This is a genomic window from Sphingobium sp. (assembly GCF_003248505.1).
Lineage (GTDB): Bacteria > Pseudomonadota > Alphaproteobacteria > Sphingomonadales > Sphingomonadaceae > Sphingobium.
On sequence record NZ_QFOA01000014.1, the window covers coordinates 34,148 to 59,535 of the forward strand.

At 62.2% G+C, this 25,388-nt stretch carries 17 protein-coding genes; 8 read left to right on the forward strand and 9 right to left on the reverse strand.

Annotated elements, in window-relative coordinates; genetic code table 11:
• The first annotated feature begins 608 nt into the window (after nt 1-608).
• The 6 genes from DI606_RS07710 to drmC all read left to right on the forward strand — a co-directional run bounded on the left by DI606_RS07710 (nt 609) and on the right by drmC (nt 13,044).
• Entirely contained in the window at nt 609-4,019 is a 3,411-nt protein-coding gene (locus DI606_RS07710) for a hypothetical protein (protein WP_293981172.1), read from the forward strand.
• Nucleotides 4,020-4,028: 9 nt separating this feature from the next.
• Complete coding sequence (locus DI606_RS07715) at nt 4,029-5,444, forward strand: ATP-binding protein (protein WP_160985192.1); 1,416 nt, start codon at nt 4,029-4,031, stop codon at nt 5,442-5,444.
• Nucleotides 5,445-5,447: 3 nt separating this feature from the next.
• Nucleotides 5,448-6,443 (forward strand): O-methyltransferase, encoded by a 996-nt coding sequence (locus DI606_RS07720; protein ID WP_160985193.1) that lies wholly within the window; start codon nt 5,448-5,450, stop codon nt 6,441-6,443.
• Between the two features lie 99 nt (nt 6,444-6,542).
• Nucleotides 6,543-10,445, forward strand: a complete 3,903-nt coding sequence (gene drmA / locus DI606_RS07725) for a DISARM system helicase DrmA (protein WP_293981180.1) — start codon at nt 6,543-6,545, stop codon at nt 10,443-10,445.
• Nucleotides 10,442-12,283, forward strand: a complete 1,842-nt coding sequence (gene drmB, locus DI606_RS07730; RefSeq protein ID WP_160985195.1) for a DUF1998 domain-containing protein — start codon at nt 10,442-10,444, stop codon at nt 12,281-12,283. Before drmA ends, drmB begins: the two co-directional genes overlap by 4 nt.
• The gene (gene drmC / locus DI606_RS07735; protein ID WP_160985196.1) at nt 12,283-13,044 is read left to right on the forward strand and encodes a DISARM system phospholipase D-like protein DrmC; all 762 of its coding nucleotides are present in this window, start codon (nt 12,283-12,285) and stop codon (nt 13,042-13,044) included. The genes drmB and drmC overlap by 1 nt, the downstream gene beginning before the upstream one ends.
• A gap of 237 nt (nt 13,045-13,281) precedes the next feature.
• Here drmC and DI606_RS07740 read toward each other — a convergent pair whose 3' ends face one another.
• The 3 genes from DI606_RS07740 to DI606_RS07750 are packed head-to-tail and all read right to left on the reverse strand — an operon-like array spanning nt 13,282 to nt 16,683.
• Nucleotides 13,282-14,217 carry a plasmid partitioning protein RepB C-terminal domain-containing protein gene (locus DI606_RS07740; protein WP_160985197.1) on the reverse strand — a complete coding sequence of 312 codons (936 nt, stop codon included), beginning with the start codon at nt 14,215-14,217 and terminating at the stop codon, nt 13,282-13,284.
• Entirely contained in the window at nt 14,210-15,115 is a 906-nt protein-coding gene (locus DI606_RS07745) for a plasmid partitioning protein RepB C-terminal domain-containing protein (protein ID WP_160985198.1), read from the reverse strand. The genes DI606_RS07740 and DI606_RS07745 overlap by 8 nt, the downstream gene beginning before the upstream one ends.
• Complete coding sequence (locus DI606_RS07750) at nt 15,115-16,683, reverse strand: recombinase family protein (RefSeq protein WP_272916654.1); 1,569 nt, start codon at nt 16,681-16,683, stop codon at nt 15,115-15,117. The genes DI606_RS07745 and DI606_RS07750 overlap by 1 nt, the downstream gene beginning before the upstream one ends.
• A gap of 116 nt (nt 16,684-16,799) precedes the next feature.
• Between DI606_RS07750 and DI606_RS07755 the strand changes: the two genes are divergently transcribed.
• Both DI606_RS07755 and DI606_RS07760 read left to right on the forward strand, forming a co-directional pair.
• Nucleotides 16,800-17,429: a hypothetical protein gene (locus tag DI606_RS07755; protein ID WP_160985199.1), complete on the forward strand. Its 630-nt coding sequence runs from the start codon at nt 16,800-16,802 to the stop codon at nt 17,427-17,429.
• 156 nt (nt 17,430-17,585) lie between these two features.
• Nucleotides 17,586-17,870: an AlpA family transcriptional regulator gene (locus DI606_RS07760; RefSeq protein WP_160985200.1), complete on the forward strand. Its 285-nt coding sequence runs from the start codon at nt 17,586-17,588 to the stop codon at nt 17,868-17,870.
• Here the strand turns inward: DI606_RS07760 and DI606_RS07765 are convergent.
• The 6 genes from DI606_RS07765 to DI606_RS07790 form a co-directional block, all read right to left on the reverse strand.
• Nucleotides 17,848-19,104 carry a tyrosine-type recombinase/integrase gene (locus tag DI606_RS07765; protein ID WP_160985201.1) on the reverse strand — a complete coding sequence of 419 codons (1,257 nt, stop codon included), beginning with the start codon at nt 19,102-19,104 and terminating at the stop codon, nt 17,848-17,850. The genes DI606_RS07760 and DI606_RS07765 overlap by 23 nt on opposite strands.
• A gap of 318 nt (nt 19,105-19,422) precedes the next feature.
• Nucleotides 19,423-20,982 (reverse strand): glutamine-hydrolyzing GMP synthase, encoded by a 1,560-nt coding sequence (gene guaA / locus DI606_RS07770; protein WP_293981203.1) that lies wholly within the window; start codon nt 20,980-20,982, stop codon nt 19,423-19,425.
• 41 nt (nt 20,983-21,023) lie between these two features.
• Complete coding sequence (locus tag DI606_RS07775; RefSeq protein ID WP_293981205.1) at nt 21,024-22,274, reverse strand: TCR/Tet family MFS transporter; 1,251 nt, start codon at nt 22,272-22,274, stop codon at nt 21,024-21,026.
• A gap of 65 nt (nt 22,275-22,339) precedes the next feature.
• Entirely contained in the window at nt 22,340-24,511 is a 2,172-nt protein-coding gene (locus tag DI606_RS07780) for a prolyl oligopeptidase family serine peptidase (protein ID WP_293981207.1), read from the reverse strand.
• Nucleotides 24,512-24,608: 97 nt separating this feature from the next.
• Nucleotides 24,609-25,034 carry a 50S ribosomal protein L17 gene (rplQ, locus tag DI606_RS07785; RefSeq protein ID WP_293981209.1) on the reverse strand — a complete coding sequence of 142 codons (426 nt, stop codon included), beginning with the start codon at nt 25,032-25,034 and terminating at the stop codon, nt 24,609-24,611.
• A 110-nt stretch (nt 25,035-25,144) separates the two neighbouring features.
• The coding region (locus DI606_RS07790; RefSeq protein WP_293981211.1) for a DNA-directed RNA polymerase subunit alpha C-terminal domain-containing protein at nt 25,145-25,388 on the reverse strand (244 nt) is incomplete at its 5' end.

The window sequence follows — 25,388 nt, forward strand, 5'->3', positions numbered from 1 at the left end:
CCCAGGGATTGGAAGCCCTGATTTCCGGCCGCCCGCAGCGGCTGCGCGCCGCCTATGACGAATGGCGCGATGCGGTCGATGCGGTCGATGCTGACCTGACGGCGATCCATTCGGCGTGGATCGACGAGGTTCTCCAGAGCGCCCTGGAGGTCGACGATCAGGTTTTGCGCCAGGCAGCGACTTTGCCGGAGCGGCTGAAGGTGTCGCTGCCCGAGCACGGCGTCACGATCGCGCCCGACCTCGCGATCGTCAATCCAACCCAAGACGACGCCCCGCTGTTGCTCGTCCAGCTCTACGATCCCGACACCGATCTCGACTCCACCCGGAATTATGACGGGCTGGCGACGACTCCGGGCGACCGCATGGTGTCGCTGCTTCGCGCCGTCGGATGCCCGATCGGTCTCGTAACCAACGGCGAACGCTGGATGCTCGTTCATGCGCCAGCCGGCGCGGTCGCGAGCTTCGCCAGTTGGTACGCCCGCCTCTGGGGCCAAGAGCCCGAAACGCTCCGCGCCTTCGTCAGCCTGCTCGGGGTTCGTCGCTTCTTCGGCCCCGAAGCCGAAAGGCTGCCGGCGCTGTTCGAGCGGTCGCTGAAGCATCAGGATGACGTGACCGACGCGCTCGGCGAACAGGTCCGTCGCGCGGTGGAAGTGCTGGTCCAATCCCTCGACCGCGCCGACCAGGACCGCAACCGGGACCTGCTGCACGACGTCGATCCTAAGGAACTCTACGAGGCCGGCCTCACGGTCATGATGCGGCTCGTCTTCCTGCTGGCGGCGGAAGAGCGCGGCCTGCTCCTTCTCGGCGATCCCCGCTACGACGCCTTCTACGCGCTCTCCAGCCTGCGGATGCAGTTGCGCGCCGACACCGAGGAGATACTCGAACGCCGCCGCTCGGCATGGTCGCGGCTGCTCGCCCTGTTCCGTGGCGTCTATGGCGGTATCGACCATCCGCTGCTGCGACTGCCGGCGATGGGCGGCTCGCTCTTCGACCCGGATCGCTATCCTTTCCTCGAAGGCCGCAAGAGGGGCACGAACTGGCGGAGCGATCCCGCCGAGCCCCTGCCGATCGACGACCGGACGGTCTTGCTCCTGCTGGAAGCGATCCAGACCTTCGAGGGCCGCACGCTGTCCTACCGCGCGCTCGACGTTGAACAGATCGGTCACGTCTATGAGGGACTCCTCGAACGCACGGTCCAGCGCATTGATGACGTGACGCTCGAACTCGACGGATCGGCCAAGGCCAAGAATGCGCGCGTCGCGCTCGGTGAGATCGAGTCCGCACGCCTCGACGGCGCCGCCAGGATCGTCGATCTCCTGAAGGAGCGGAGCGAGCGTTCCGAGCCCGCCATTCGCAACGCCATCGGCCGGGAACCGGACGAGCGCGTGGCGGCACGGTTACTCACCGTCTGCCGTGGTGATGTGGCCCTGCGCGACCGCATCCTACCCTTTGCCGAACTCTTGCGGACGGACCCGTGGGGATACCCTCTGGTCCATCACGCCGGCGCTTTCGTCGTCGTCCTCGGCGCCGACCGGCGCGAGAGCGGGACACACTACACACCCAAGAGCCTGACCGAGAAGATCGTCGAAGAAACGCTGACGCCGATCGTCTATCGCGGTCCGGCCGAAGGCGCGGCGCGCGAGGATTGGAAGCTCAAGAGCGCCGACGAACTCCTCGACCTCAAGGTCTGCGATCCCGCGATGGGATCGGGCGCGTTCCTCGTGCAGGCTTGCCGCTGGCTCGCCGACCGACTTGTCGAAGCCTGGTCCAACATGGAAGCGGCGGGCGGGCGGATCGACGACGAAGGCCGCATCCGTCCTGTGGATGACACGGCCGGTTTCGAGCCGCTGTCGCGCGACACCGAGGAGCGCGCCATCCTCGCGCGCCGCCTGATCGCCGAACGCTGCCTATACGGCGTCGACAAAAACCCGCTCGCGGTCGAACTCGCCAAGCTGTCGCTATGGCTGACGACGCTCGCCAAAGGGCGACCTTTCGGCTTCCTGGATCACAACCTGCGCAGCGGCGATAGCCTGCTCGGCATCCACGATCTCGGCCAACTCATTGAGCTGGAAATGAAGCCAAAGGGCAAGGCGCAGCTTCGCCTTTTCGGCCGGACGATCCGGTCGGCCGTCGACAAGGCGCTCGCGCTTCGCAGCCAGCTTCGTTCGATCCCCATCCGCGACATCGGCGATGTCGAGGCTATGGCAGCGCTCGACGCTCAATCGAGTGCAACGCTTGCGACGTCGGAGCTAGTCGCGGACGCCTTCATCGGCCTCGTAATCGCGACCGGAAATGGCGGAGACTTGGAAAAGCGTCTCGCTGCCCTCTCCACGGCGGCCGACCGAGCTTCAGATGGTGGGGCCGACGCTTGCCGGTCTCTTGCGGCGCAGGCCCAGTCCGACCTCATGAGTGACTTTGTCGCCGAACAGCGTGGACGTCCTTTTCATTGGCCGCTGGAATTTCCCGAGGTTTTCCTCCGCGCCGATGGTGGTTTCGACGCTTTCGTCGGGAATCCGCCGTTCCTTGGCAATAGATTGTGGAAGGGAACCTACGGAGCTGCCTACCAGCGTGTCGTGCAGATGATCTTGGAGGTGGCGCCCGGAAAGATCGACCTCTCGGTCGTCTTCCATCGTCGGGCGGCCACGCTTCTGAGACATGGTGGAACCTATGGATTGTTGGCGGCGAACAACATCGCCGAAGGCAGCGCTGTTTCCGTTGGGCTGGAACGTATAGCCGCCGAAGGAGACTTCTACTTCTCCCGCAAGGGTATGCCGTGGCCAGGGGCGGCCTCCACCGTGATCGCCATGGCGTGTTTTCGGAAGGGAGGATGGATCGGGCTTCGGAACTGCGATGGCATTGCATGTGAGAAAATCGGTCCCCGACTCCAACCCGAGATCGGCGGAGGATGGGAACCGAAGGCGCTCACCGACACCCTGTTCGCCTTTGCTGGGGTCGATAATAGCAAGGGGTTAGCGTTCGTCCTCGCCGAGGAACATCCCTGGTTCGATCGCCTTCGCTCTGAAACCGGCTCTCTGCTGCGCCCCTACATTACCGGCAACGACATCACGAGCACTTCACTCACTCGCGTTGAGCGTTGGGCTCTCGACATCGCCGACCTGCCGCTGGAAACGATCGAGAGCGAGTGGCCGATCGCCTATCGGTTTCTCATCGAAATCGTATTGCCCACACGAACCACGAAAGACCTTAAAAGTTACAAGGGTCTCGTCGATCGGTGGTGGCAGTTCTGGAACCATCGCGCTGCGCAAATGCGTCAGCTTCGTGCCCGCCCCCAGTTCATAGCGTTTGCGAAGGCCGCAAAGTATCCGATCTGCGTTCTGGCGCCAACGGAGTGGATATACACGAACAAAGTCGTGCTCGTGGAAAAGGCCAACGAAAACGTCCACCCGATATGCTTGAGTTCCATGTTCCAAATTTGGCTGCGCAATTATTCTGTTCGCAGCCTCGGAGGGGACAACAATACGCTGACACTCTCCGTCAGTGAAGCGCTTGGGACGTTCCCATTCCCAAAAGGGGATGTGCCTGAAGATGCCATCGCCGCAGCCAGAGATTTTCAGGACACTCTCGTTTCATGGAGCCGTCGAAACTCGGCTGGCATGACGGACGCGATGAACGCCGTTCATTCATCTGCTTCCCAAGACGTTGAAATCGTCGCGATGCGCAATCTTCTCGAACGCATCGACGCCGGCGTGGCGGATGCCTACGGCTGGAGTGATCTGGACCTCGCTCATGGCTTTCAAGATGATACCGATGATGGAGATGCAAGCTCCAGCCATCACGGTCTGGATGAGCAAACGCGCGATCTCGTGCTTGCCAAGCTCATTGAGCTGAATCGCCAGCTCTATGAAGCGACGGTGCCAGTTTCCGGCGCTGGTAAAGAACGCCCAAAATCCGGGAGGGGCAGACGTCGATCATCTTCAGACGCTGGATTGCTTTTTGAAGATGCCGGAACAGATGAGACATCGGCCCGCGCCCGTCCCTCTGAACCAGTAACATATTGAGGCCAGCCGATGACGAAACCCACCAACGATCAAGCGCAGGCCAGCCCGACCAAACGGTTCTTCGTGTCGATGCTGACGCGCGACATCAATCTCGCCGACGCAATCCTCGACCTCCTCGACAACTGTCTCGATGGTGCGCTCCGGCTCGCGGACGGCGACAACGTCGACTACGCGCAGCATTTCGTGAAGATCGAACTCGCCGCCGATCACTTCTCGATCGAAGACAATTGCGGCGGCATCCCACGCGAGGTCGCCAAGAACTACGCCTTCAAGATGGGCCGCGAGCCCGACGACGACCGTGACTCCGACACCGAGACGATCGGCATGTATGGCGTCGGCATGAAGCGCGCCATCTTCAAGATGGGACGCGAAGCGCTGGTGCGCACCCGCTATGGCAACGACACCTTCGAGGTGCCCATCACCTCTGCCTGGCTTGAAGCCAAGGGATGGGACCCACTACCGATCAACGAGCCGACGGAAGCGAACGAGAAACTCGCAGAGCCCGGCACGGTGATCCGCGTCGACGAATTATACGAAGGCGTCTCCCGGCACTTCGCCAACGAGGCATTCGAGAACGAAGTCCGTACGGCCATCGCTGAACATTTTACGATGTTCCTTCAGTGGGGCCTGAAGGTCGAACTCAACGGCAAGCCCGTTGAGCCGGTACTCGTCGAAGTGCTCGTTTCGGATCGCGCCGATGGTCCAGCGCCGTTCGTTTTTCAGAAGACCATCGACGACGTGCTGGTCTCGATCACGGTCGGCTTGAACACTGGGCGCACTCTCGGCAACGACGATGAGGACGATTCCGGCTTCGAGCGTGATCGCTCGTCAGCGACCGCTGGCTGGACGGTCCTTTGCAACGATCGCGCGGTAATCGTCGGCGACAAGAGCCGCCTCACCGGCTGGGGTGACGGCATTCCCCTCTACCACCCGCAGTTCGCAATCATCACCGGCATCATCGAGTTCCGCTCCAAGCGCGCGGACAAGTTGCCGGTGACGACGACCAAACGCGCGCTCGACACGTCGTCGAACGTCTGGCTCGAGTCTCTGGTGAAGATGAAGGAGGGTATGCGGGTCTGGATTTCCTACACCAACCAGTGGAAGAACCATCCGCGCGCTGACCAGTCGGACTACTGGGAAGATGCAAAACCCTTGTCGTTGGGTAAGACCATTGCGGCCGTTGCTCTGCGAAGTGACATAAAAAAGAGCGACAGCCAGATCGAGTTCAATCCGCAAAAGGCAAAGGTTCTGCCCGAACCTCCGGGCAAGACCCCCTCGTCGCGGAAGATCGTGTTCTCGCGACCGATCGAGGAAATCCGGCTAGTCTCGAAGATGCTGTACGACACCGACGACGAGAAGCCGGGGATTGTCGGCGAGAAATGCTTCGAGCTGACGCTCGCCAGGGCCAAGAAGCAGGACGGCTGAGATATGAGCGCCGGATCTTCGCTTCCCTACCGGCTGAGGCCCAACAAGGCCGTCGACCGGGAATTATTCCTCTCGCTGCTGATGCGGTTGGCTCCCGCATTGGCGCTGGAGAAATACCATTATGTCGGCCTTGGCGGCCCATTTCTCGAAGATTTCAGGCTGGTCCATGCTCGGCTCGGCCTCGCGCGGATGACCTGCGTGGAGACCGAGGAGGAAGTCCACAAGCGTCAGCTCTTCAATCGTCCAGTCGCGTCGATCGAATGCGTCCATGAGACACTTGAAGATTACTTGGACGGAATCGATTTCGAGACGCCGGCGATCATATGGTTCGATTATACCGAGCCGAAGGGTATCACCACGCAGATCGAACGCTTCGCGCGGACGATCGGCAGTGTTCCCATCGGGAGCGTACTTCGGGTGACGCTCAACGCGAACCCGGAGTCCCTCGGGAAGCCGGATGCCAATGAAGTCTCTGTCGAGATCGACGGTGCGGCCTCGGGCGATCGCAAAGAAAAGCCAACCGTACAGGAATGGCGACTTGCTCGTTTCAAGGAGCGGGTTGGGCAGCTCTTCCCGAGCGGTTTGTCCGCTGAGGGTATGACGCAGAAGCACTTCGGCTTTAGCGTGCTCCGCGTTCTCAAATTGGCGGTCGAAAAAGAGGCGCTCAACTTCCTCGATCGGCATATCGTGTGGGCACTGGCCACGCACTATAAAGACGGTCAGGCAATGGTGACGGCGGCGCTCGTAGTTTGCGCTGCTGATGATGCCGCTGTTGCAGACCTCGTGAAGGGGTGGGAATTCAATTGCACGCCGGATGCCCCCCACCGCCTTGATATGCCCGCCCTTTCGACGCTGGAGCGATTGACGATGGAGTCGACTGACGAAGTTGCGGCGAAGATGGCCTTCAAACTACCAAAATCCGACATGGGCGAAGATCCCGTCACGGTCTTCAGGAAATTCTATCGCATCTATCCGCACTTCTCGCGCGTCGAGCTGTAGAGATTTATTTGGGGGCGACGCATGACCTTGACTACTGATCCAGACGTGCAGAGTTGGCTTGCCAAGGAACCGATTTGGCTCGGCCCGTGCATAGCTCGATTGAGCGGCGAGCGTTCGGCTTATTCGGCGGTCGATGAAGGGCATTGGATCGTCGCGGCCGAAGCCGATGGCACGTTGACACGGGCCGGGCGGGTTTTGCGCATCCGCGGCGACCTAGACAGCACGACGATCTATTTCGACTATGTGCATAGGTTCCGCACGTCGGGAACGGTGTCCGGCCTGGCGTTGACGTTGCCTACCGGCCCGATCGCACGCCTCCGGCCGGAAGACCTGATAAGCATTTTCGGTAGCGACGGGATTTCGATCGCCGATGTTCCGCTGATCCAGAACGTCGCCTATGTGCGCGATCTTCTCGAAATAGCCGTCCGCGACGACCTTCTCGGCCCGGCCGGCGGGCCGCACGAACTCATCAAGGACATGAGCGTCCGTGACCGCTATCTGGTCGGCAAGCTCGCGCCTCGACGGCCGAACGACACCGATACCGTCGCCGTCGAGCCGGCGGCCGGTGCCGACGAAATCCGCGACGTCGAGGACGAACGGGCGGCGCCCATCCACGAACCCGGCGCCGAGTTCGCCAGCGTCTCCGGTCGCGTGGAGCCGGAGGACGACGCCCTCGACGAAATCGACACCACGAACAATCAGTCGCTCGTGCCGTCGAGCATGGGACTCACCTTCTGCGTCGCGCCGGGCGTGGAAGCGCTGGACGCTGAGGTCCGGTGGGGCCGCTATGAGCGCGTCCCGGGCGACGAGCACGACGTCGTCAAGACCCGTCGAAACCGGGCGACCGGCCGGGAAGAGGAAACGAAGGTCAGGGTGTGGCGACGGATCCCCTGCGGCGGTGTGGTTCCCCTGCCGTTGAAAGATGGGCCGATGCGGCCGGCGACGCCGGACCGTGACCAGCCCGAAGTCCGGCTCCAAGGGACGATCCGCACGAACGCCCAAGGGGAGCGCCTCGTCACCCTGTTCCTCGTGAACGGCCAACTGGAGCCCGACGATAACAAGGACCGCGCGTGGCTGTTCCAGCCGGAAATCTCGGTGGTCGCGCCGGAAAGCGCCGCAGATCCATCGATCTTCAGGCGGCGGCCCTCCAACGAAATCATCGTCGATGACCCGGAACGCGATCGCCTCGCCCTGATCTATCGTAACCGGCTGGAGTTTGCCGTGGGCCACGGTGTCTCCGTCCATGCCGATACGACGCCGGGCGACGCCGCGAAGGCTTCGCACCTGCGCACGGAAATCATCCCAAGCTATGAGGTCGGCGTCACAGAAACGCCGGGCCTCGACCCGGACGACCGCCCGGCCATGCGCCGGATGGTTGATGAGGGATGGCTCGACATGGGCCGCCTCGCAGAGATGGAGCCGCATCAACTGCGTGAGGCCTTGTCGTGTCTGGTCGATGACTATGCAGTGTGGATCGGAGAACAGAGGACGCGGCTGACAGCCGAGATCACGGGCTTCGACGAACCAGGGAAGGACGTGATCGCCCGCTGCGAAGAGACCCTGCGCCGCCTGCGCGAGGGTATGGACACGCTCTTTTCCGACCCTGCGGCGCTATCGGCGTTCCGCTTCGCCAACAAGTCGATGGCGCTCCAGCGTGTGCGGAGCCTCTATGCTCTCAAACGCAGGCGCGGTGAGACGGCCGACCTCGTGCAACTCGACATCCCGAAGAATCGGTCCTGGCGTCCGTTCCAGTTGGCCTTCCTCCTGCTGTCGGTGCCGTCCCTCGCCGATCCGGCGCACCCCGACCGGACGAAGCCTGCGGAAGCCTTCGCCGATCTCCTCTGGTTCCCGACCGGCGGCGGCAAGACCGAAGCCTATCTGGGCGTGGCCGCCTTCGCCATGGCGATGCGCCGCTTGAAAGTTGATCTTGGCGGCCTTGATGCGTCTCGCGGCCTGGCCGTCATCATGCGATACACGCTGCGCCTGCTGACCCTGCAACAGTTCCAGCGCGCTACAGCTCTCTTGTGCGCGATGGAGGTGATCCGCCTCGCCGACGAGAAGCTGTGGGGCAAGGAACCGTTCTCTCTAGGGCTATGGGTCGGTAATCAGGTGACGCCGGGGCGAACCGATGACGCCCACCAGGCGATTGAAGCGCTGCGCAACGGCGACCGCAACAAGTCTGGTATCGCTTCGCCGGCGCAATTGACGAGCTGCCCCTGGTGCGGTTCCGAAATCGCTGCGGGCCGCGACATCGAGGTCGACCGGATAGCCGGCCGAACCCTCATCCATTGCAGCGACAAACTCGGCGCCTGCGAATTTTCTCGGGCCGGCTCCAGCGGCCGCCCGCATCGCGGCCTGCCCGTAAAAGTGGTCGACGAGGAAATCTATCATCGTCCGCCGACCATGATGATCGCCACCGTCGACAAATTCGCCATGATGGCCTGGCGGCCGGAGGTGCGAACCCTTTTCGGCCGGGTCGATGAAGAATGCGAGCGTCACGGCTTGCTATGGCCGGGGCACGACTGCGGCACTGGGCATCGCGCGCGGGGTGCTCATCCCGCCGCGAGAGTGAAGCCTATGCGCGCCGCTGTCCGGCCTCCCGATCTCATCATCCAGGACGAGTTTCACCTCATCAGCGGGCCGCTCGGCACGATGGTCGGTCTCTATGAAAGCGCAGTCGACGAGCTGAGTTCCTGGCCTCTCGGCGACACGAAGGTCCGGCCGAAAGTCGTGGCTTCGACCGCTACCGTTCGGCGTGCCGAAGATCAAGTGCGCAACGTATTCATGCGGCGGATCTCGGTCTTTCCACCCACCGGCCTCGACGTGGAGGACAATTTCTTTTCGGTTCAGCGCCCCATCGGCGAGAAGCCCGGACGCCGCTACATGGGCATCTGCGCGCCCGGCAGTTCCCGGCCCGCCGTTCTGATCCGAACCTACACGGCCTTCCTCACCGCCGCACAAGCCCTCTTCGATCGCTTCGGCCCGGTCGCCGATCCCTACATGACGCTCGTCGGCTATTTCAATTCGCTGCGCGAGTTGGGCGGGATGAAGCGTCTCGCCGAGGACGACGTGCAGACGCGTTCCTTCCGTGTGAACATGAGCTTGGTCGATCGTCCGGGGCTGTCACAACGTCGCGTCGATGACGTTCGGGAACTTACCTCCCGCGTCTCCAGCCAGGACATCCCGCGCTATCTCGATCAACTCGAAATACCGTTCAATGGGGCGCTTGATCCCAAGACGGGCGAATGGGCCGAGAACCGGGCTCCCGGCGATCCGCGTCCGATCGACGTCGTTCTGGCCACCAACATGCTGTCGGTCGGTGTGGACGTGAACCGTCTCGGTGTGATGGTCGTCAATGGCCAGCCGAAAGGAACGGCGGAGTATATCCAGGCGACCAGCCGCGTCGGCCGCTCGCCGCCTGGCCTGGTCGCCACTGTGCTCACCTGGGCGCGGCCGCGCGACCTTTCCCACTACGAGACGTTCGAGCACTACCACGCGACCTTCTATCAGCATGTCGAGGCTCAATCCGTGACGCCGTTCTCCCCGCGGGCGCTGGATCGCGGCCTCACGGGCGCGATGCTGTCGATCATGCGGAACAGCTACGATCCTTTCGCACCGAATATGGGTGCGGGTGCGATGAACAGTCCGAGCCGACCAGAGATGACGGCGACGATCCGCGTCGTGTCGGAACGAACCTGGGAGGTCACGGAAGACTCAGCAAAGAAGGCGCTGACCGAACAGGAACTGAAGCATCGCGCCGACGATTGGGCGAAGGAGGCGAGCCTCGGAGGTCGCACACTCGTCTATCAGAAATATGGGGCCGGCCCGACGGCATACCCTCTTCTGGAAACTCCGGGCGTGAAGCCCTGGACGGATTGGACCGTCCCGATGTCGATGCGAGAGGTAGAGCCCGGCGTGAGGCTGGTGATGGAAGACTCGCGCTCGACGAGTGATCCGACCTGGCGAGCCCGCGTCGCTCCGGCCGATGGGGGCGACGCATGAGCAAGACGCCCGTTGGTGAAATCCGTCCGAGCCAGCTTCTGTGGACTTACGGCCCCGGCGCTCTGATCGACCTGCCCAATCTCTCGGTAGTCACCATGGGGATCGACCGTTGGGAAAGGGACAGATGCCAGCCCATCCAGGAGGCCCGGCTGCTGGCGAACGTCCGAAGCGTTCTCGGTCCCCAAGTGGAATCGCTGCGTATGCCACCGCTCGGCGACCGCGATGTCGTCGATCCGTTCTCACCCGCGGCGCTGATCGGCGTTCCGGTGAAGCCGTTTCCCCGATGGCTGCGTTGCGTGAAATGTGGGCTGTTGTCGCCATTCGACGCCGGCTTGTTCAAGCTGAAAGAAAACCGCTACCGACCGGAATTGACGCGCTTCGTCCATGAGGGATGTCGCGGATCGAACAACGATCAGAAAGCCCGAGACGCCGACGCCGTGCCGGCTCGCTTCCTGATGGCCTGCCGTGCTGGGCACCTCGATGATTTCTCGTGGCATTGGTTCGTCCATGGCGGCCCATCCGATTGCCGTGGGACGCTGAGATTCTTCGAGAGCGGCGCATCGCTGCAAACCGAGAATCTCTGGGTCAAATGCGATGCTTGCGGCGCCTCGAAGAACATGGCCCAAGCCTTCGGTCAGGCCGGCAGAGACAACCTGCCTGCATGTCGTGGACGGCATCCCCATATCGACCGTTTTGATGACGACTGCTCCGAAGATCCGCGGGCGATCCTGCTCGGCGCGACCAACGGCTGGTTCCCGGTCACGTTGTCGGTCCTCGCCATACCTCAAACGGGCAGCCCCTTGGTGCAGCTCGTCGGCGATGGTTGGACCTTCTTCGAGGATGTTTCCTCGGCTGATGAAGTTGGCTTCGTAGTCAAGACGCTGAAGAAAACGGCTCAGCTCCCCGGCATCGAGCAGTTCACCAGCGAACAAATTTGGGCCGCCGTCGAAGCCCACCGGAACGGAGGCGCGGACATCGGCCCGAGCGACCTCAAGGAGCCGGAATGGCAAGTCCTGACGGCCGACGATCCGCCGACCGACTACCCGCACTTCATGAGCAAAAAGGTCGGGATTCCGAAAGGCTTCGAAGCCGCGATCACGCGCGTCCTGCTGCTGGAGCGGCTGCGCGAGGTAAACGCATTGCTCGGTTTCACCCGCGTCGAGTCCCCAGATGAGGGATCGGGTGACGATGCGGCACCTCGCGCTCCGTTGGGGCGTTCGGCTTCCGATTGGGTCCCGGCGACGCAGGTTCACGGCGAAGGCATCTTCATCCGCTTCGACACCGAAGCTCTGAAAGCCTGGGCCGATGAGGATGCAGTCAAAGAGGTCGATGCACGTTTGCGTGTCGGCCATCACGGATGGCGCCAAAAGCGGAATCTCGATCCGCGAGAGGGTTATCCCGGAGCGCGCTACGTCATGCTCCATACCCTGGCGCACATGCTGGTCAGGGAGTTGGCCCTCGAATGTGGATACAATGCCGCCAGCATCCGGGAACGCATATACGCGGAGGTGGATGGCGCGAAGGACCAGGCTGGCTTCCTGATCTACACGGCAGCCGCCGATTCCGATGGAACGCTCGGGGGACTGGTCGAATTGGGCAAGCCCGAAAATCTCGGAAGGCTGCTTCGTCAGGCGTTGGATCGAGCGCATGTCTGCGCCTCCGACCCCCTGTGCTCCGAACACGACCCCAGTAAAGATCAATCGCTGCATGGAGCGGCTTGCCATGCTTGCTCCTTCGTGTCGGAAACCTCATGCGAACGGGGCAATCGGCATTTGGACCGTGCGTTGGTGGTTCCGACACTCGAGAATTCAAACGCTGCGTTCTTCCGGGGGAGCTGATGGAAGCGCTCCTGGATGCCGTGACCGAACTCGTGACTTTGCTGCCGCCGTCGAAAATCGAAGCGATAGCGTCGCGGCTACGCGACGGTCTGCCACCGGGGCGAGAGCAAGACCTTCAGCAAGTCGTCGGCACGCCGGCGGCACGGGCAGCTATGGCCTCCCTTACCGACGCTTGGCGGACAACGAAGTCATCAGGGGAACTCGTCGCCGGGATGCTGATGGGCGCGGCCTATGCGCGGGAACGCACGCAACGAGACTGCGCCGTCGAATTGGTCTGGACCGGGCCGACGACACCATTCGTTGCGCCGCGCCGTACAGAACAGGTACTTCTGGACGTCATCCAGCAGGCCACGAAAGAACTCTTCATCGTGAGCTTCGTTGCCTATGACATCCCCTCGGTCATAGCTGCGGTCAACGCAGCGACCCTTCGAGGGGTGGAGGTAAGGATTCTCGTTGAGGCTGCCGTGACCCAGGGCGGTAGCCTGCTCATCAATCCGGTCGCGACGATGAGAAGCGCCGTTCCAGCAGCAAAATTGTATGCTTGGACAGATCGCCCGGATCCCTTCACGAACGGCCGGGTTCACGCGAAGGTCGCCGTTGCCGACGACGTAACGGCCTTCGTGACGAGCGCGAATCTGACCGGCCATGCGCTTGAAAAGAATATGGAAGCGGGCGTCCTCGTCGTTGGCGGCCATATCCCGTCTCGCTTGCGGGACCACCTGCATGCCTTGATCGAAACGAAGATCATCCACCCAGCCTGAATCGCCGCAGGCGTGACTGCTTGCCACAAATGGCGGGCGTGTCGGCCTGCCCGCCGACACGCCCGCCCGTCTTGTTCATGAGAGCCAAGCAGGCCTCATGCGGCTGGCTATATGTCGGCCAGCCTGGTGGGCTTCATGCGGGTTCGCCGCCATTCCCACCACCATGCTTGATCCGCCCCACGGTGCGGCTTCTCCCATGGTCCCCGCGCTTATCGGGTCCGGGTCCCCATATCTGACTCAGGCGCCCGGCGTTTCCGCGATCGGACCGAGCCTGTCGATCTCGGCGATCTTCTGAAACTCGCTGAGATAGTCCTGTTGATGGGTCGCCAGCCAGCGAACCACCCGGTTGTTCGCCAGCAGCTTGGCGACATAGCCGCGGGCGACGGTCAGATGCAGATTGTCGATGCCGTAGGTTTCCTCGACCGACTTCACCTGGGTCTGGAGCGCCGCCAACTCGCGTTCCATGCGGGCGATCTGCTGGCCCGAGGGCGTTGGCTTGCCTCCCCCTTTTCCTTTGCGGGTGGCGGCGAGTTGGTTCTCGGACGTCGCCGCACGCAGCGCACGCGCAAACATGACCGTGAAATTGTTCTGGCCGATCATCAGATCTGCGGCTTCGATCTGCCTGACCGATGTCATCTGGCGCAGGATGTCGAACACCTTCATCGAACAGGGCGTATCCTTCAGCATCTCGGCCGCCTCGGGGCTGATCCCTTCCAGGAGCCGGAAACGCCGCAGCACGGACTCAACCTGAAGGTTCAATGCGGTGGCAATGTCGGTCGATGACACGCCCCGGTCCATTGCCCGCACGATCATCCGATGCTCCTGGATCGGCGGGATGCGATTGACGCGCTTGTTGTAGGTGTAGGTGTCGTCGTCAGCTGCAAGCAGGCACTCGACCTCAGAGATCTCGAGTTCCTTGAGCGCCTCAAGCCGCAGATGACCATCGAGGAGAAACCAGGTTCCGGCATTCTTTTCGTCTGCCATGACGACGGGCGCTTCGATCAGGCCGATCGCTTTGATCGAACTCAGCACCTGCGAATAGGATCGGCTCTCCCTGGCGCCGGGCGGCAACGTCTTCAGCGGAACGATCGCCGCTACGGGGATCGTCAGAAAATCGCGATCGAAGCCCAAATGGATACGGCCGTCATCCCGATCCTTCGGTTCTTCAGTCATGATCGTCTCCCGACACACGGACCTTGAGCGCGCGTGGCATGGTCGCCAGCCCCTCCGCCCTCAACAGATTGATGAAACCGTCATTGCCGAGCAGATCCTTCAGCGCCTCGACGACGAACAGCAGCCGGGTTTGCGTGAAGTCCGACTTCTTGACCAGCAGACGCTGCTTTTCCGCCTCCCGCTGATAGACCTGCATGAGATCGGCGGCCGTCATCCGACGGACGCCGGTGCCTTTTCGGCCCAACCGCCCGACAGGCAATCCACCCTTGCGCTGGCTGCGCATCCGCATTTCCAGCAGACGTCGAACCGCGGCGAGTTTCTTGCCCCGAAGCTTGCCGGTCTCGTAAGCGTCGAGGAGCAGGTTCTGCGCCTCTTCCGTTTCGGCTTTGGAAATCTCCATTGCCAAGGTGATCGGAATGAGCCCGGTCTCTACGGCGGACACCAGCCGTTCCTCGCCACGCTCGAGTAGCGACGCGATCATGTTCACCCAGGATGCCCCGACACCGATCTTCTCCGCGATGGCAGCGTCGTTGTAACCGCGAGATCGTAGCGCGCCGATCTCCTTCATGAGATCGATGGGCCGCGGCGTGCGCCGGGCGATATTCTCGACCAGGCTCATGACGAGGCACTCGCTTTCGCTGGCCTCGATCACCACGGCCGGAATCTCGGTCTGACCAAGCATCTGGAAGGCTTCCAACCGGCCCTCACCACAGACGAGATCATATCTCGGCCCGCCTGCGCCATCGCGGCGGCTCACCGTGATCGGCCTCTTCAAGCCGATGGCTTCGATGTTGTTCACGATCTCCCGATGCTGGCGCTTGTTGCGTGCGCGAGGGTTCAGAACCGTGATCCGGGAGATAGGGATCATTTCGATCTTGTTCGGTCGAACAGCAGGCATCAGGCGGCCTCCCCAAGAGGAACAGGCGCGGCGATGTCATAGAGAAGCTCAAGGTCGTCGAAGCGGTAGGCATCGAGCGCGAGCGCATTCTCCTCTCCTAGCCGCAGCTTTTCGGAGAGCATGTCAATGCGGGGGAACAGATAGAAGTCGAACGGCGCGCGATTGGCTCTATCCATCCGCGCGACAATCGTGATGTCGGGCGCGAGCGAGGTATCGAAGTGCAGGTTCCACCGAAGGAGCCCGGTCGGCGTCTCGATGCACCGCGCGATCACCAACGAGACGCTGAACTCACCGTTGACGACTATCCGGTCGGCCTCGAGATCCTGCCAGGCATCGCTGCCCGTTGCCCGCAATCCATCGAGCACCTCACGAAGAATACCGGGATGGAGCTTTCGCAGTTCGCGGTTGATTTCAACGTAGCGGTAATCGCGATCCGGCGTGAAGCCCACGAGACCGTAGGCGCGAAGCAGGCTGCCAAAGCGGGAGCTGTAGGCGCTGCTGGACGGCATCCCATCGGATTCGTCGATGACGATGCCGGAGAGCAAACCTTTTTGCTGATAAAGCGCCCTCAGAGATTGCAGCATCTCTTCGTCGCTCAGCCGGAAGGAGCGCACACCGATGATGGTCCTGGCCGCCTCGAACAGTTCGCGTTCGATGACGGCCGCAAACGCATCCTGCGCCCTGATCCACATACCGGGATCGTTCCGGACGCGCTTCTTCTTCAGCTTGAAAGAGCGGCGGTTCCATACGTTGTCGCCGACATATTTCTCGTTGATGAGAATCTGGTGGACGGTTCCCCTGGTCCAGGGTCGCCCAAGGTCGGTGGAAATACCCCGCCTGTTGAGATCGGCCGCGATCTCGCTCTCGCTATACCCTTGATGGACGAACGCCCGGTAGATTTCGCGAACCAGATCGACTTCCTCGGCCGGGCCGAGTGTCAGAATCACGCGGTCAGTCTGGAGACTCTTCTGCTCGCCGCGTTCAAGACACCCCTTGATAGCGCCGTGCTCATCGATGAGCGTTCGCCGTAGTCCAAAACCCGCCGGGCCTCCCTGACGATACCCTTTCTCGATCAGGCGCCCCTGGCCGGCGAAAACCTTGACGGAAAGCTCACGGCTATATTCCCCGGCCATGGCGCTCTTCACGCCCTTGATGATGGCCGCGATCGGGCTTCCGTCATTCTCGAACTGTTCGGCGCAGTATTGGACACGAACGCCGGCGCGCTTGCAGATATATTCGTAGTAGGCGCTTTCGTCGGTGTCCTGGAAGCGCCCCCAGCGGCTCACGTCGTAGACGAGGATCATCTCAAAGTCGGCGCGGCCTTCCACGATGTCCGCGATCAGCCGCTTGAACGCATCACGACCATCGACGCTGAGCCCGCTCTTTCCTTCGTCGGCGTAGGTACAGACGATCTCGATTCCGCGCGCCTCGGCATAGTGCTTGATCGCGTCGGCTTGGTTTTCCGTCGAATACTTCTGATGATCTGTCGACATGCGGACGTATTCGGCAGCCCGAAGAGGACGTTCGGGCTGCTCTGACCGATCATTATCGTAGTCTCTCCGGCTCATCACATTACGCCTCACGAACTTGCCTGCGGCGGCCCGGGCGACCTACCGCCGCAGCGCATGACGGGCCTCTGCCGTCACTCCGCACGGGAACAGTTTAGCTGCGGAGAAAACGGAAGATGTTGCCGAAAACGGGCAGGAAATTACCCCTATGGACAGGTGTTCTTGGCGGACGCGAAGTCTATGCGCGGACCATCGCTGAGCTGCTACGCAAAGAGCATGGCGACAGTCGCCGCGCGATTAAGCAGCTCATGCGCCAGACGGACGCAAGCGAGCGAACCGTCAAGCACTGGCTCTCAGGCCAGCACGGGCCAGACAGCGTCTATTTCCTGCGGCTGGTGGTCTCGTCCCCAGTCATCAGGGCCTTCGTTCTCGGCCTGATTGATGGGCCGGCAGCCATCCCGCTGACCGGGCCAGTGGATCGCATTTCCCTGGTCAGAGCGCGCGAAGCCTATGCTGCCGGGGAAGCCGCAGGGGGACGATCGGCAACGGGCGCGCGGAAAAATGTCCCTGAACGTGTCCCTGAACGCGACCCTATAAATGTCCCTGATCGGGCCGAACTCAACGAGCGGCAGCACTGGTTTCTCGACCGAGTCGCGGCAGGTCGAAGTGACGCACGGGATATTGTGGCAATGTGGGCGGTTAGTCTGAAAACCGCGCGTCGGGACATCGCCGCGCTCAAGGTGGCTGGTCTCATATGCTACGTCGGCTCACGCCGGAAGGGCCGGTATCGACGATCAGCCAAATGAACCGATTGGAGGTCTGGCTGGGCGCGGCGAGGGCCGCGCCTTATCCGATATGCACGCCAGAGCGCGATACCGTTCTACGCCCCTCAATCCGGGCTTTCTTTCAACGTCGTCTATCGACTTCTATCCGTTGAACCCAATGGCTGACGGAGTCCTCTGATGAAATCACACGAACCTCCCGCCGTGACACGGACCATCCGGCGCCATGAGCTTCGGCAAATCGTCCCGTTGGCCGACACGACCATCTACGACATGGAGCAGCGCGGTGAATTTCCGCAGCGCTTCTATCTTACGTCTCGCTGCGTGGTCTGGGACCTCGCCGAAGTCGAAGCCTGGCTCGAGGAGCGCCGCCGCGCCTCGCGCGCGAAAACCGTGAAACGCGCACCCATGCCCGATGTCCAGCTTCGCAAGACCCGCCCCATCAAACATCCGGCTCGGGCGTAAGCAGGTCCATTGTCGGCGGATAAAGGGTCGGCGTGTATTTCTCCCCCACGACCCAAGCGTCCACGATGTTGGACCATTCCTGGATCATGTGCCGGCGCTGATGCTCATATTCCGCCTTGTTGTAGATGCCCCGTGAGGATCGGCCATCCTCGTGCGCCAAGCACTTCTCGATCCAGTCGCTGTTGAAGCCCAGTTCGTTCAGCAGAGTCGAGCCGGTGCGCCGGAGATCGTGAACCGTAAAGGACTCCAGCGGCATTCCTTCCTTCTTGGCCCGCACCACCACCGCCGTCGTGACCCGATTGAACGTGGCCCGCGACATCGGCGCGTCAGCGTCGTAGCGCGACGGCAGGACGTATTTCGAGTTACCGGCGCAGGTCTTGAGAGCGATGAAGATGTCGAGCATTTGCTGCGATAGATAGACGTTGTGCGCTTTCGAGCGCTTCATTCGCTCCTTGGGAATCGACCAGACGGCGTTCTCAAAATCGACCTCGTCCCAGACTGCATCCTGCAATTCGCTCTTTCGCACCATCGAGAGCAGAATCAGCTTTATCCCGAGACGGATCGTCGGCAGCGTCGGGACATGCTCAAGCTGTCCGAGCATGATGCGGATCTCCGCGGGAGATAGCGACCTGTCCTTCGGCACGAAGGTCGCGATCGACGATGGGCCAACCTCGTCGGCCGGGTTGGCGACCTTCTCCCCGTGCAGGATGGCGAAGGCGAAAACCAACTTCACAATGTCTCTGACGTGGACCGCTGTTGCCGGCGCCCCGCGTTCCTTTACCTTCGCGCACAACCCGCGCAGATCCTCCGGCAGGATCTCGGTTAGCAGTCGATTGCGAAACGCCGGGAGGATGTCGCGCTCGAAGATCGACCGCCGCATCGCGCGTGTACTGTCCGCCATCCTCGCTTCCTGAAGCCAGCGCTCACCGAACTGGCCGAAGCTCTTGGCTTCCTTGATCCTCCGCTTCTCGCGCTGCTTTTCCTGCGCCGGCGAGCGACCCTCGGAAATCGCGCGCTTGGCATCAATCAGCTTCTCACGCGCCCGGGCCAGAGACAGACCCGCCGGGCCATAACGACCCAACGTCAAGGTCTCCCGACGGCCGTTGAGCCGGTAGTCCAAGCGGAACACGATTGAACCCGAAGGTTGGACCACGACGTACATACCGTCACGATCCACAATCTTGTATAATTTATCTTTTGGTTTCAGTGCCTTGATGGCGGTGTCGGTCAGCATCTGCACCCTCCAGATCGGTCAAAAAATGCAGGAGAGCACCCAATTATACCGTCAGGCCAAAACTGGGCCGCCTGACATAGCTTTTATTCAGAATTTACAAGTATTTATGCCAAAAAATATACCGTCAGAAGCTCTCTTGCCCCTGACGGTATATGCGTTTTTCGGTTGAGACAAGACGCGCCATACCGCCAGCCATACCGTCAAACGGGAGGCTAACCCGGCGATAGACGCCGTAAGTCTCAGAGAGATTTTTTCAGCATTTTCATTGTCTTATGTCGTATTGCAGCGTGAGTTTGGATACGCCCGGATGGGCAAAAATTATTCCCACTCGATCGTGCCTGGGGGCTTCGACGTGTAGTCGTAGACGACGCGATTGATGCCCTTTACCTCGTTGATGATCCGGGTAGCGACACGGCTTAGGAATGCGGCGTCGAAGGGGTAGATGTCGGCGGTCATGCCGTCGGTCGAGGTGACGGCGCGGACGGCGCAAACGCTGTCGTAGGTGCGGTGATCCCCCATGACGCCGACGGTGCGCACGGGCAGCAGCACCGCGAACGCCTGCCAGATCGCGTCGTAAAGCCCTGCGTTACGGATCTCTTCCAGATAGATGGCGTCCGCCTTGCGCAGGATGTCGCAGCGCTCCTTGGTGACTTCGCCTGGGATGCGGATGGCGAGACCCGGACCGGGGAAGGGGTGGCGGCCCACGAAGATGTCGGGGAGGCCCAGTTCCTTGCCCAGCACGCGCACTTCGTCCTTGAACAGTTCGCGCAGCGGTTCGACCAGCTTCATGTTCATGCGTTCTGGCAGGCCGCCGACATTATGGTGCGACTTGATCGTGACCGAAGGCCCGCCGGTGAAGCTGACGCTTTCGATGACGTCGGGATAGAGCGTTCCCTGCGCCAAGAAATCCGCGCCGCCGATCTTTGCCGCTTCCTCTTCGAACACGGCGATGAATTCGCCGCCGATGAACTTGCGCTTCTTTTCAGGGTCGGTGAGACCCGCGAGGCCACCCAGGAAACGATCCTCCGCGTTCACATGGACGAGCTTGATGCCATAATGCTCGCGGAAAAGGCTGACGACCTGTTCCGCTTCGCCGAGCCGCATCAGGCCATGGTCGACGAAAACGCAGGTCAGCTGATCTCCGATGGCCTCATGAATCAAAACGGCCGCGACCGCCGAATCGACGCCGCCGGAAAGACCGCAGATGACGCGCCCTTCGCCGACCTGTTCGCGGATTTCCGCGATCTTGGTTGCCCGGAACTCTGCCATCGTCCAGTCGCCCGCTAGGCCGCAGACATGACGCACGAAATTGGCGAGCAATTTCGCGCCGTCCGGCGTGTGGACGACTTCGGGATGGAATTGCGTGGCGTAGAAGCGCTTTTCCTCGTTCGCGGTGATGGCGTAGGGCGCGCCTTCGCTGACAGCGACGACTTCGAAGCCGGGCGCCAGTTGCGTGACCTTGTCGCCGTGGCTCATCCAGACCTGATGCCTTTCCCCCTCGGTCCACAAACCGTCGAACAGGGCGCAGCGCTTCTTCACTTCGATGAAGGCGCGGCCGAATTCGCCGCTCTCGCCACCCTCGACCTTGCCGCCCAGCTGCTGCATCATCGTTTGCTGGCCGTAGCAGATGCCAAGGATCGGAATGCCCGCTTCGAAAATGCCCTGCGGCGCGCGCGGGCTGTCGTCCCACATGACCGATGCCGGGCCGCCTGAAAGGATCACGCCCTTGGGCTTGAGGCGTTCGAAGGCTTCGGCTGCTGCATTGAAGGGAGCGATTTCGGAATAGACTCCCGATTCGCGCACGCGGCGAGCGATGAGCTGCGTCACCTGGCTGCCGAAATCCACGATGAGGATGTTATCCTGAAGGGGCAGCGTCATCGGATCGCCTTTGGCTGGAGAGGGAAGGAATTTGCGCCCGGTTAGTAGCCCGTCGCGCCCTTGTCCAGCGCAGCGTCCCGCCCGCGTCCTGCTGCCCAGCCGAGCAGCGCCGCCCCGGCCAGCACCAGCGCCGCCATCAGGAACGCGCTGCCTATGAAGGGCAGCCGGGGAGCCGGGCCGACCGACAGCGAATAGACCGCGCCGAAGAACAGCGGAGACACAATTCCCGCGATGGAGCCGACACTGTTGTTCGCCCCCTGAAGCTGCCCCTGTTCGCTTTCGGATACGCGCAGCGTCATCAGCGACTGGATCGTCGGCATGGCAAGGCCCCAGAGCGCGTTGGGCAGCATCGCGGCGACGAACAGCCAGCCGGTTGGCGCAAGACCCATGGCCGCGACGCCCAAAGCCCCGAAGGACAGGCCGATAACCATGGTCGTGCGGTCGCCGAGCCGCTTGGCCACGGGGCCGACCATCACGCCTTGCACCCCCATGTCGAGCAGGCCGACGAGGGCGAGCAGCGTCCCCACCTGCCACGCTCCCCAGCCATAGCGGTCACCGGCATAGAGAACGAAGACAGCCGAAAAGAGGTGGTGCGCGAAATATAGGAGGAAATTGACAACCGCGAGGCTGGAAAGCTCCGGGTGGGAGCGCAGCAGTTTCAGCGCGCCGAAGGGATTGGCGCGCCGCCAGCTGAATGCCATGCGCTTGTCGGCGGCGAGCGATTCGGGCAGCACGGCGAAGCCGTAGACGAAGGCAAGAGCCGATAAGGCCGCTGCCGCCCAGAAGGGCGCGCGCAGCGACATTTCGCCCAGCACGCCACCGATCAGCGGCCCGGCGACGAAGCCGGCGCTGAAGGCCGCGCCGATCAGGCCGTAGCCGCGTGCCCGCCGGTCGGGCGGGGTGATGTCGGCCATATAGGCGAAGGCCGACGTGAAGCTGGAGGATGTGACGCCCGCCAGCAGCCGCCCCAGCGCCAACCACCAGAGGCTGGGCGCAAGTGCCATCAACACATAGTCGAGCGCGAGACCCGCCACGGACAGCAGGATGACGGGCCGACGCCCGAACCGATCGGAAAGGGAGCCGATGACTGGCGAACAGACAAACTGCATCCCCGCCCAAAGCGCCACGAACAACCCGTTCCAAAGACCCGCCGCAGCATCCGATCCCGATAATGTCTCGATGAGGCGCGGCAGCACCGGGATAACGATCCCCATCGACATGACGTCGAGCAGCGCCGTCACCAGAATGAAGGCGATAGCCGCCTTGCGGCGCGAGGACGAGATGACGGACATGGATCGGAGCTATCCGCACGCGACGCGGTTGGGAAGGGCGGTCACATGATTTGGCGCTCACCGCATCAGTCGGGCCGTGCTTTCAGCGTGAGGCCGGTGAATCGGGCTGCGAAGGCATAGCTGTCGGCATATTCGTCGATCAGCTTGTCCACAGGCTTGCCGGTGCCATGGCCCGTGCGCGTATCGACGCGCAACAGGTGCGGGCGCGCGCCAAGATCGACCGCCTGGAGCGCTGCGGCATATTTGAAGCTGTGCGCGGGGACGACGCGGTCGTCGGTATCCGCCGTCGACACGAGGATGGCGGGGTAATCCCGGCCGCCCAATATGTTATGATAGGGGGAATAGCTGTAGAGCAGCGGGAAATCCCTGGCATCATCGGGCGAGCCATAATCGTCGATCCAGTAGCGACCGGCGGTGAAGCGGTTGAAGCGCAGCATGTCCATTACGCCGACCGCCGGTAGAGCCGCCGCGAACAGGTCGGGACGCTGGTTGACGACCGCACCGACCAACAGGCCGCCGTTCGAACGCCCCTCTATCGCAAGGCCGTCTTGCGGCGTGTAACCGTTCGCCTTCAGCCATTCCGCGCCCGCGATGAAATCGTCGAACACATTCTGTTTGTTGGTGCCGCGCCCGGCTTCGTACCATGCCTTGCCGAATTCGCCGCCGCCGCGCAGATTGGCGATCGCATAGGCGCCGCCCTGTTCCAGCCACGCCATGCGTGTGGCCGAATAGCCGGGCGTTAGGCTGATGTTGAAGCCGCCATAGCCGTAGAGGATCGTGGGCGCGGCGATGGCATGATCGGCCAGACGCTTCTTGCGCAATATGGTGATAGGGATGGGCGTCCCGTCCTTCGAGGGATAGGTGCGCTGCTCCACCCCATAATCGTTCGGGTCAAAAGGAAGGTCCGGTTGGGCGAAGAGCGCCAGTTGCCGGGTCGCGGTGTCGAAGCGATAGATGCTTGCCGGGGTCACGAAACCGGAGAAGCTGAAAAAGGTTTCGGGATCTCCCTCACGCCCACCGAACCCCGCCGCCGTGCCATAGCCCGGAAGAGGCACATCGCCCACCTTCTGCCCATCCAGTTCGACGAGTTCGGCCACCGTTTGCCCATCGTACATATAGGCAAGGATAAGCCGATTGCCGACGAGCGACCCACCCGCCAGCGTTTCGGGCCGTTCGGGCATCAGCAGCTTCGCACGGTGGCCCGGGTTCGCAGCGTCGAAGGTGACGAGGCGGAAATGCGGGGCGTCCTTGTCGGTAACGAAATAGAGCATCGTGCCCTTGCTGCCGATCAGCCGCCAATCGTTTTTCATGTTGCGCACAAGAGGCCGTGGTGTGACCGGGCCCCCTGTCAGGGCCGCAACCCGGATTTCCCGACCGGGAGCCATGCCCTGAAAGGATGTGATGACCAGCCATTGTCCGTCTGCCGTCACCTGTGCCAGATGACCGAGTTCGGGTCGGTCGGGCGTGGCATAGACCAACCGATCCTGCGCCTGATCGGTACCGATCCGGTGGTAGAAGAGTTGCTGTCCGTCACTGGTCGATCGGAAAGCCTCGCCGTCCTGCGGTTGCGGAAAGCGGGAGTAGAAAAATCCCTCACCGCGACCGTCCCACGCAGTCTGGGAAAATTTGATCCAGCGCAGCGTGTCGTCGAGAGGCTTGCCCGTCGCGACGTCGAGCAGATGCAATGTGCGCCAGTCGCTGCCCGCTTCCTGCACCGCATAGGCGAGGTAGCGGCCATCGGGGGACGGGGTCCATTCTGCCAGCGCGACAGTCCCGTCTTTCGACCAGTTGTTGGGGTCGAGCAACAGTCGTTCAGGGGCGGCCAGCCCCTCGCGCACATAGAGCGGCGTCTGGTTCTGAAGGCCCTTGTTATAGCCGTAGAAATAGCGCCCGCCCGCCTTGCGCGGCACGGTGTAGCGGCCATGGGAAAACAGCGCCTGCATCCGGGCCTTGAGCGCGTCGCGCCCGGGGAGGGTGTCCAGATATCGGCGTGTAAGGATATTTTCCTGCGTTACCCAATCGGCGACCGCAGGATCGGAGCGGAGGTCGTTTTCCAGCCAGCGATAGGGGTCGGTGACTTTCGTGCCGAAATGATCCTCGACAAGGTCGAGCCGCTTGGCAACCGGATAGCGAATGGCGTCGCGGGTGCGAGCGGCGGCGGAAATGGCGGGGGCGTCCGGTTCGGCCAGTGCCGGCGATCCTGCCAGCAACAGTGCGGCGATCAGCGCGGCCAGCATCCTCTTTCCCATATCTTCCATAAAGCAACAGGCCGCTGCTCTAATGAGCCGCGGCCTGTCGGTAAAGTGACGTTCCGCCGGAGCGGAACCGAAGCGATCAAGCGGCTTCCAGTTCGTCCTCGTCCGCGTTCTGGACCGGACCGGAATCCTGGCCCTTCGCATCGACGTCGCGGTCGACCAGTTCGATGACAGCCACCGGAGCGGCGTCCGATGCGCGGAAACCGGCCTTGATGATGCGGGTGTAGCCGCCGTTGCGATCCTTGTAACGCTCGGCCAGAACTTCGAACAGCTTGGCAAGCTGCACGTCGTCCTGAAGGCGCGACTGGGCGAGGCGACGGTTAGACAGGCCGCCCTTCTTGGCGAGAGTGATCAGCTTTTCGACATAAGGACGCAGTTCCTTCGCCTTGGCCGTGCCGGTCAGGATCTGCTCATGCTTGATGAGCGAGGCGGCAAGGTTGCGGAGCAGGGCGGTGCGGTGACCGGAACTGCGCTGAAGCTTACGATGACCAATCTTGTGACGCATATGTCTTTCCTTCGTTCGTTAAGGGCCCGTATGAGGTAGCCCAGACCAGGCGGTGATTTGACGGGCCACCGCCCCCAGCCCGGCATCCTCCCACGAGGGGGAGGCGAGGATCAGCCCAGCAGCTCCTGTTCGAGCTTCTTGGCCATTTCCTCGATATTTTCCGGCGGCCAGCCGGGAATGTCCATGCCCAGACGCAGGCCCATGGACGACAGCACTTCCTTGATTTCGTTCAGCGACTTGCGGCCGAAATTGGGAGTGCGCAGCATCTCGGCTTCGGTCTTCTGGACCAGATCGCCGATATAGATGATGTTGTCGTTCTTGAGGCAGTTGGCCGAGCGGACCGACAGTTCCAGT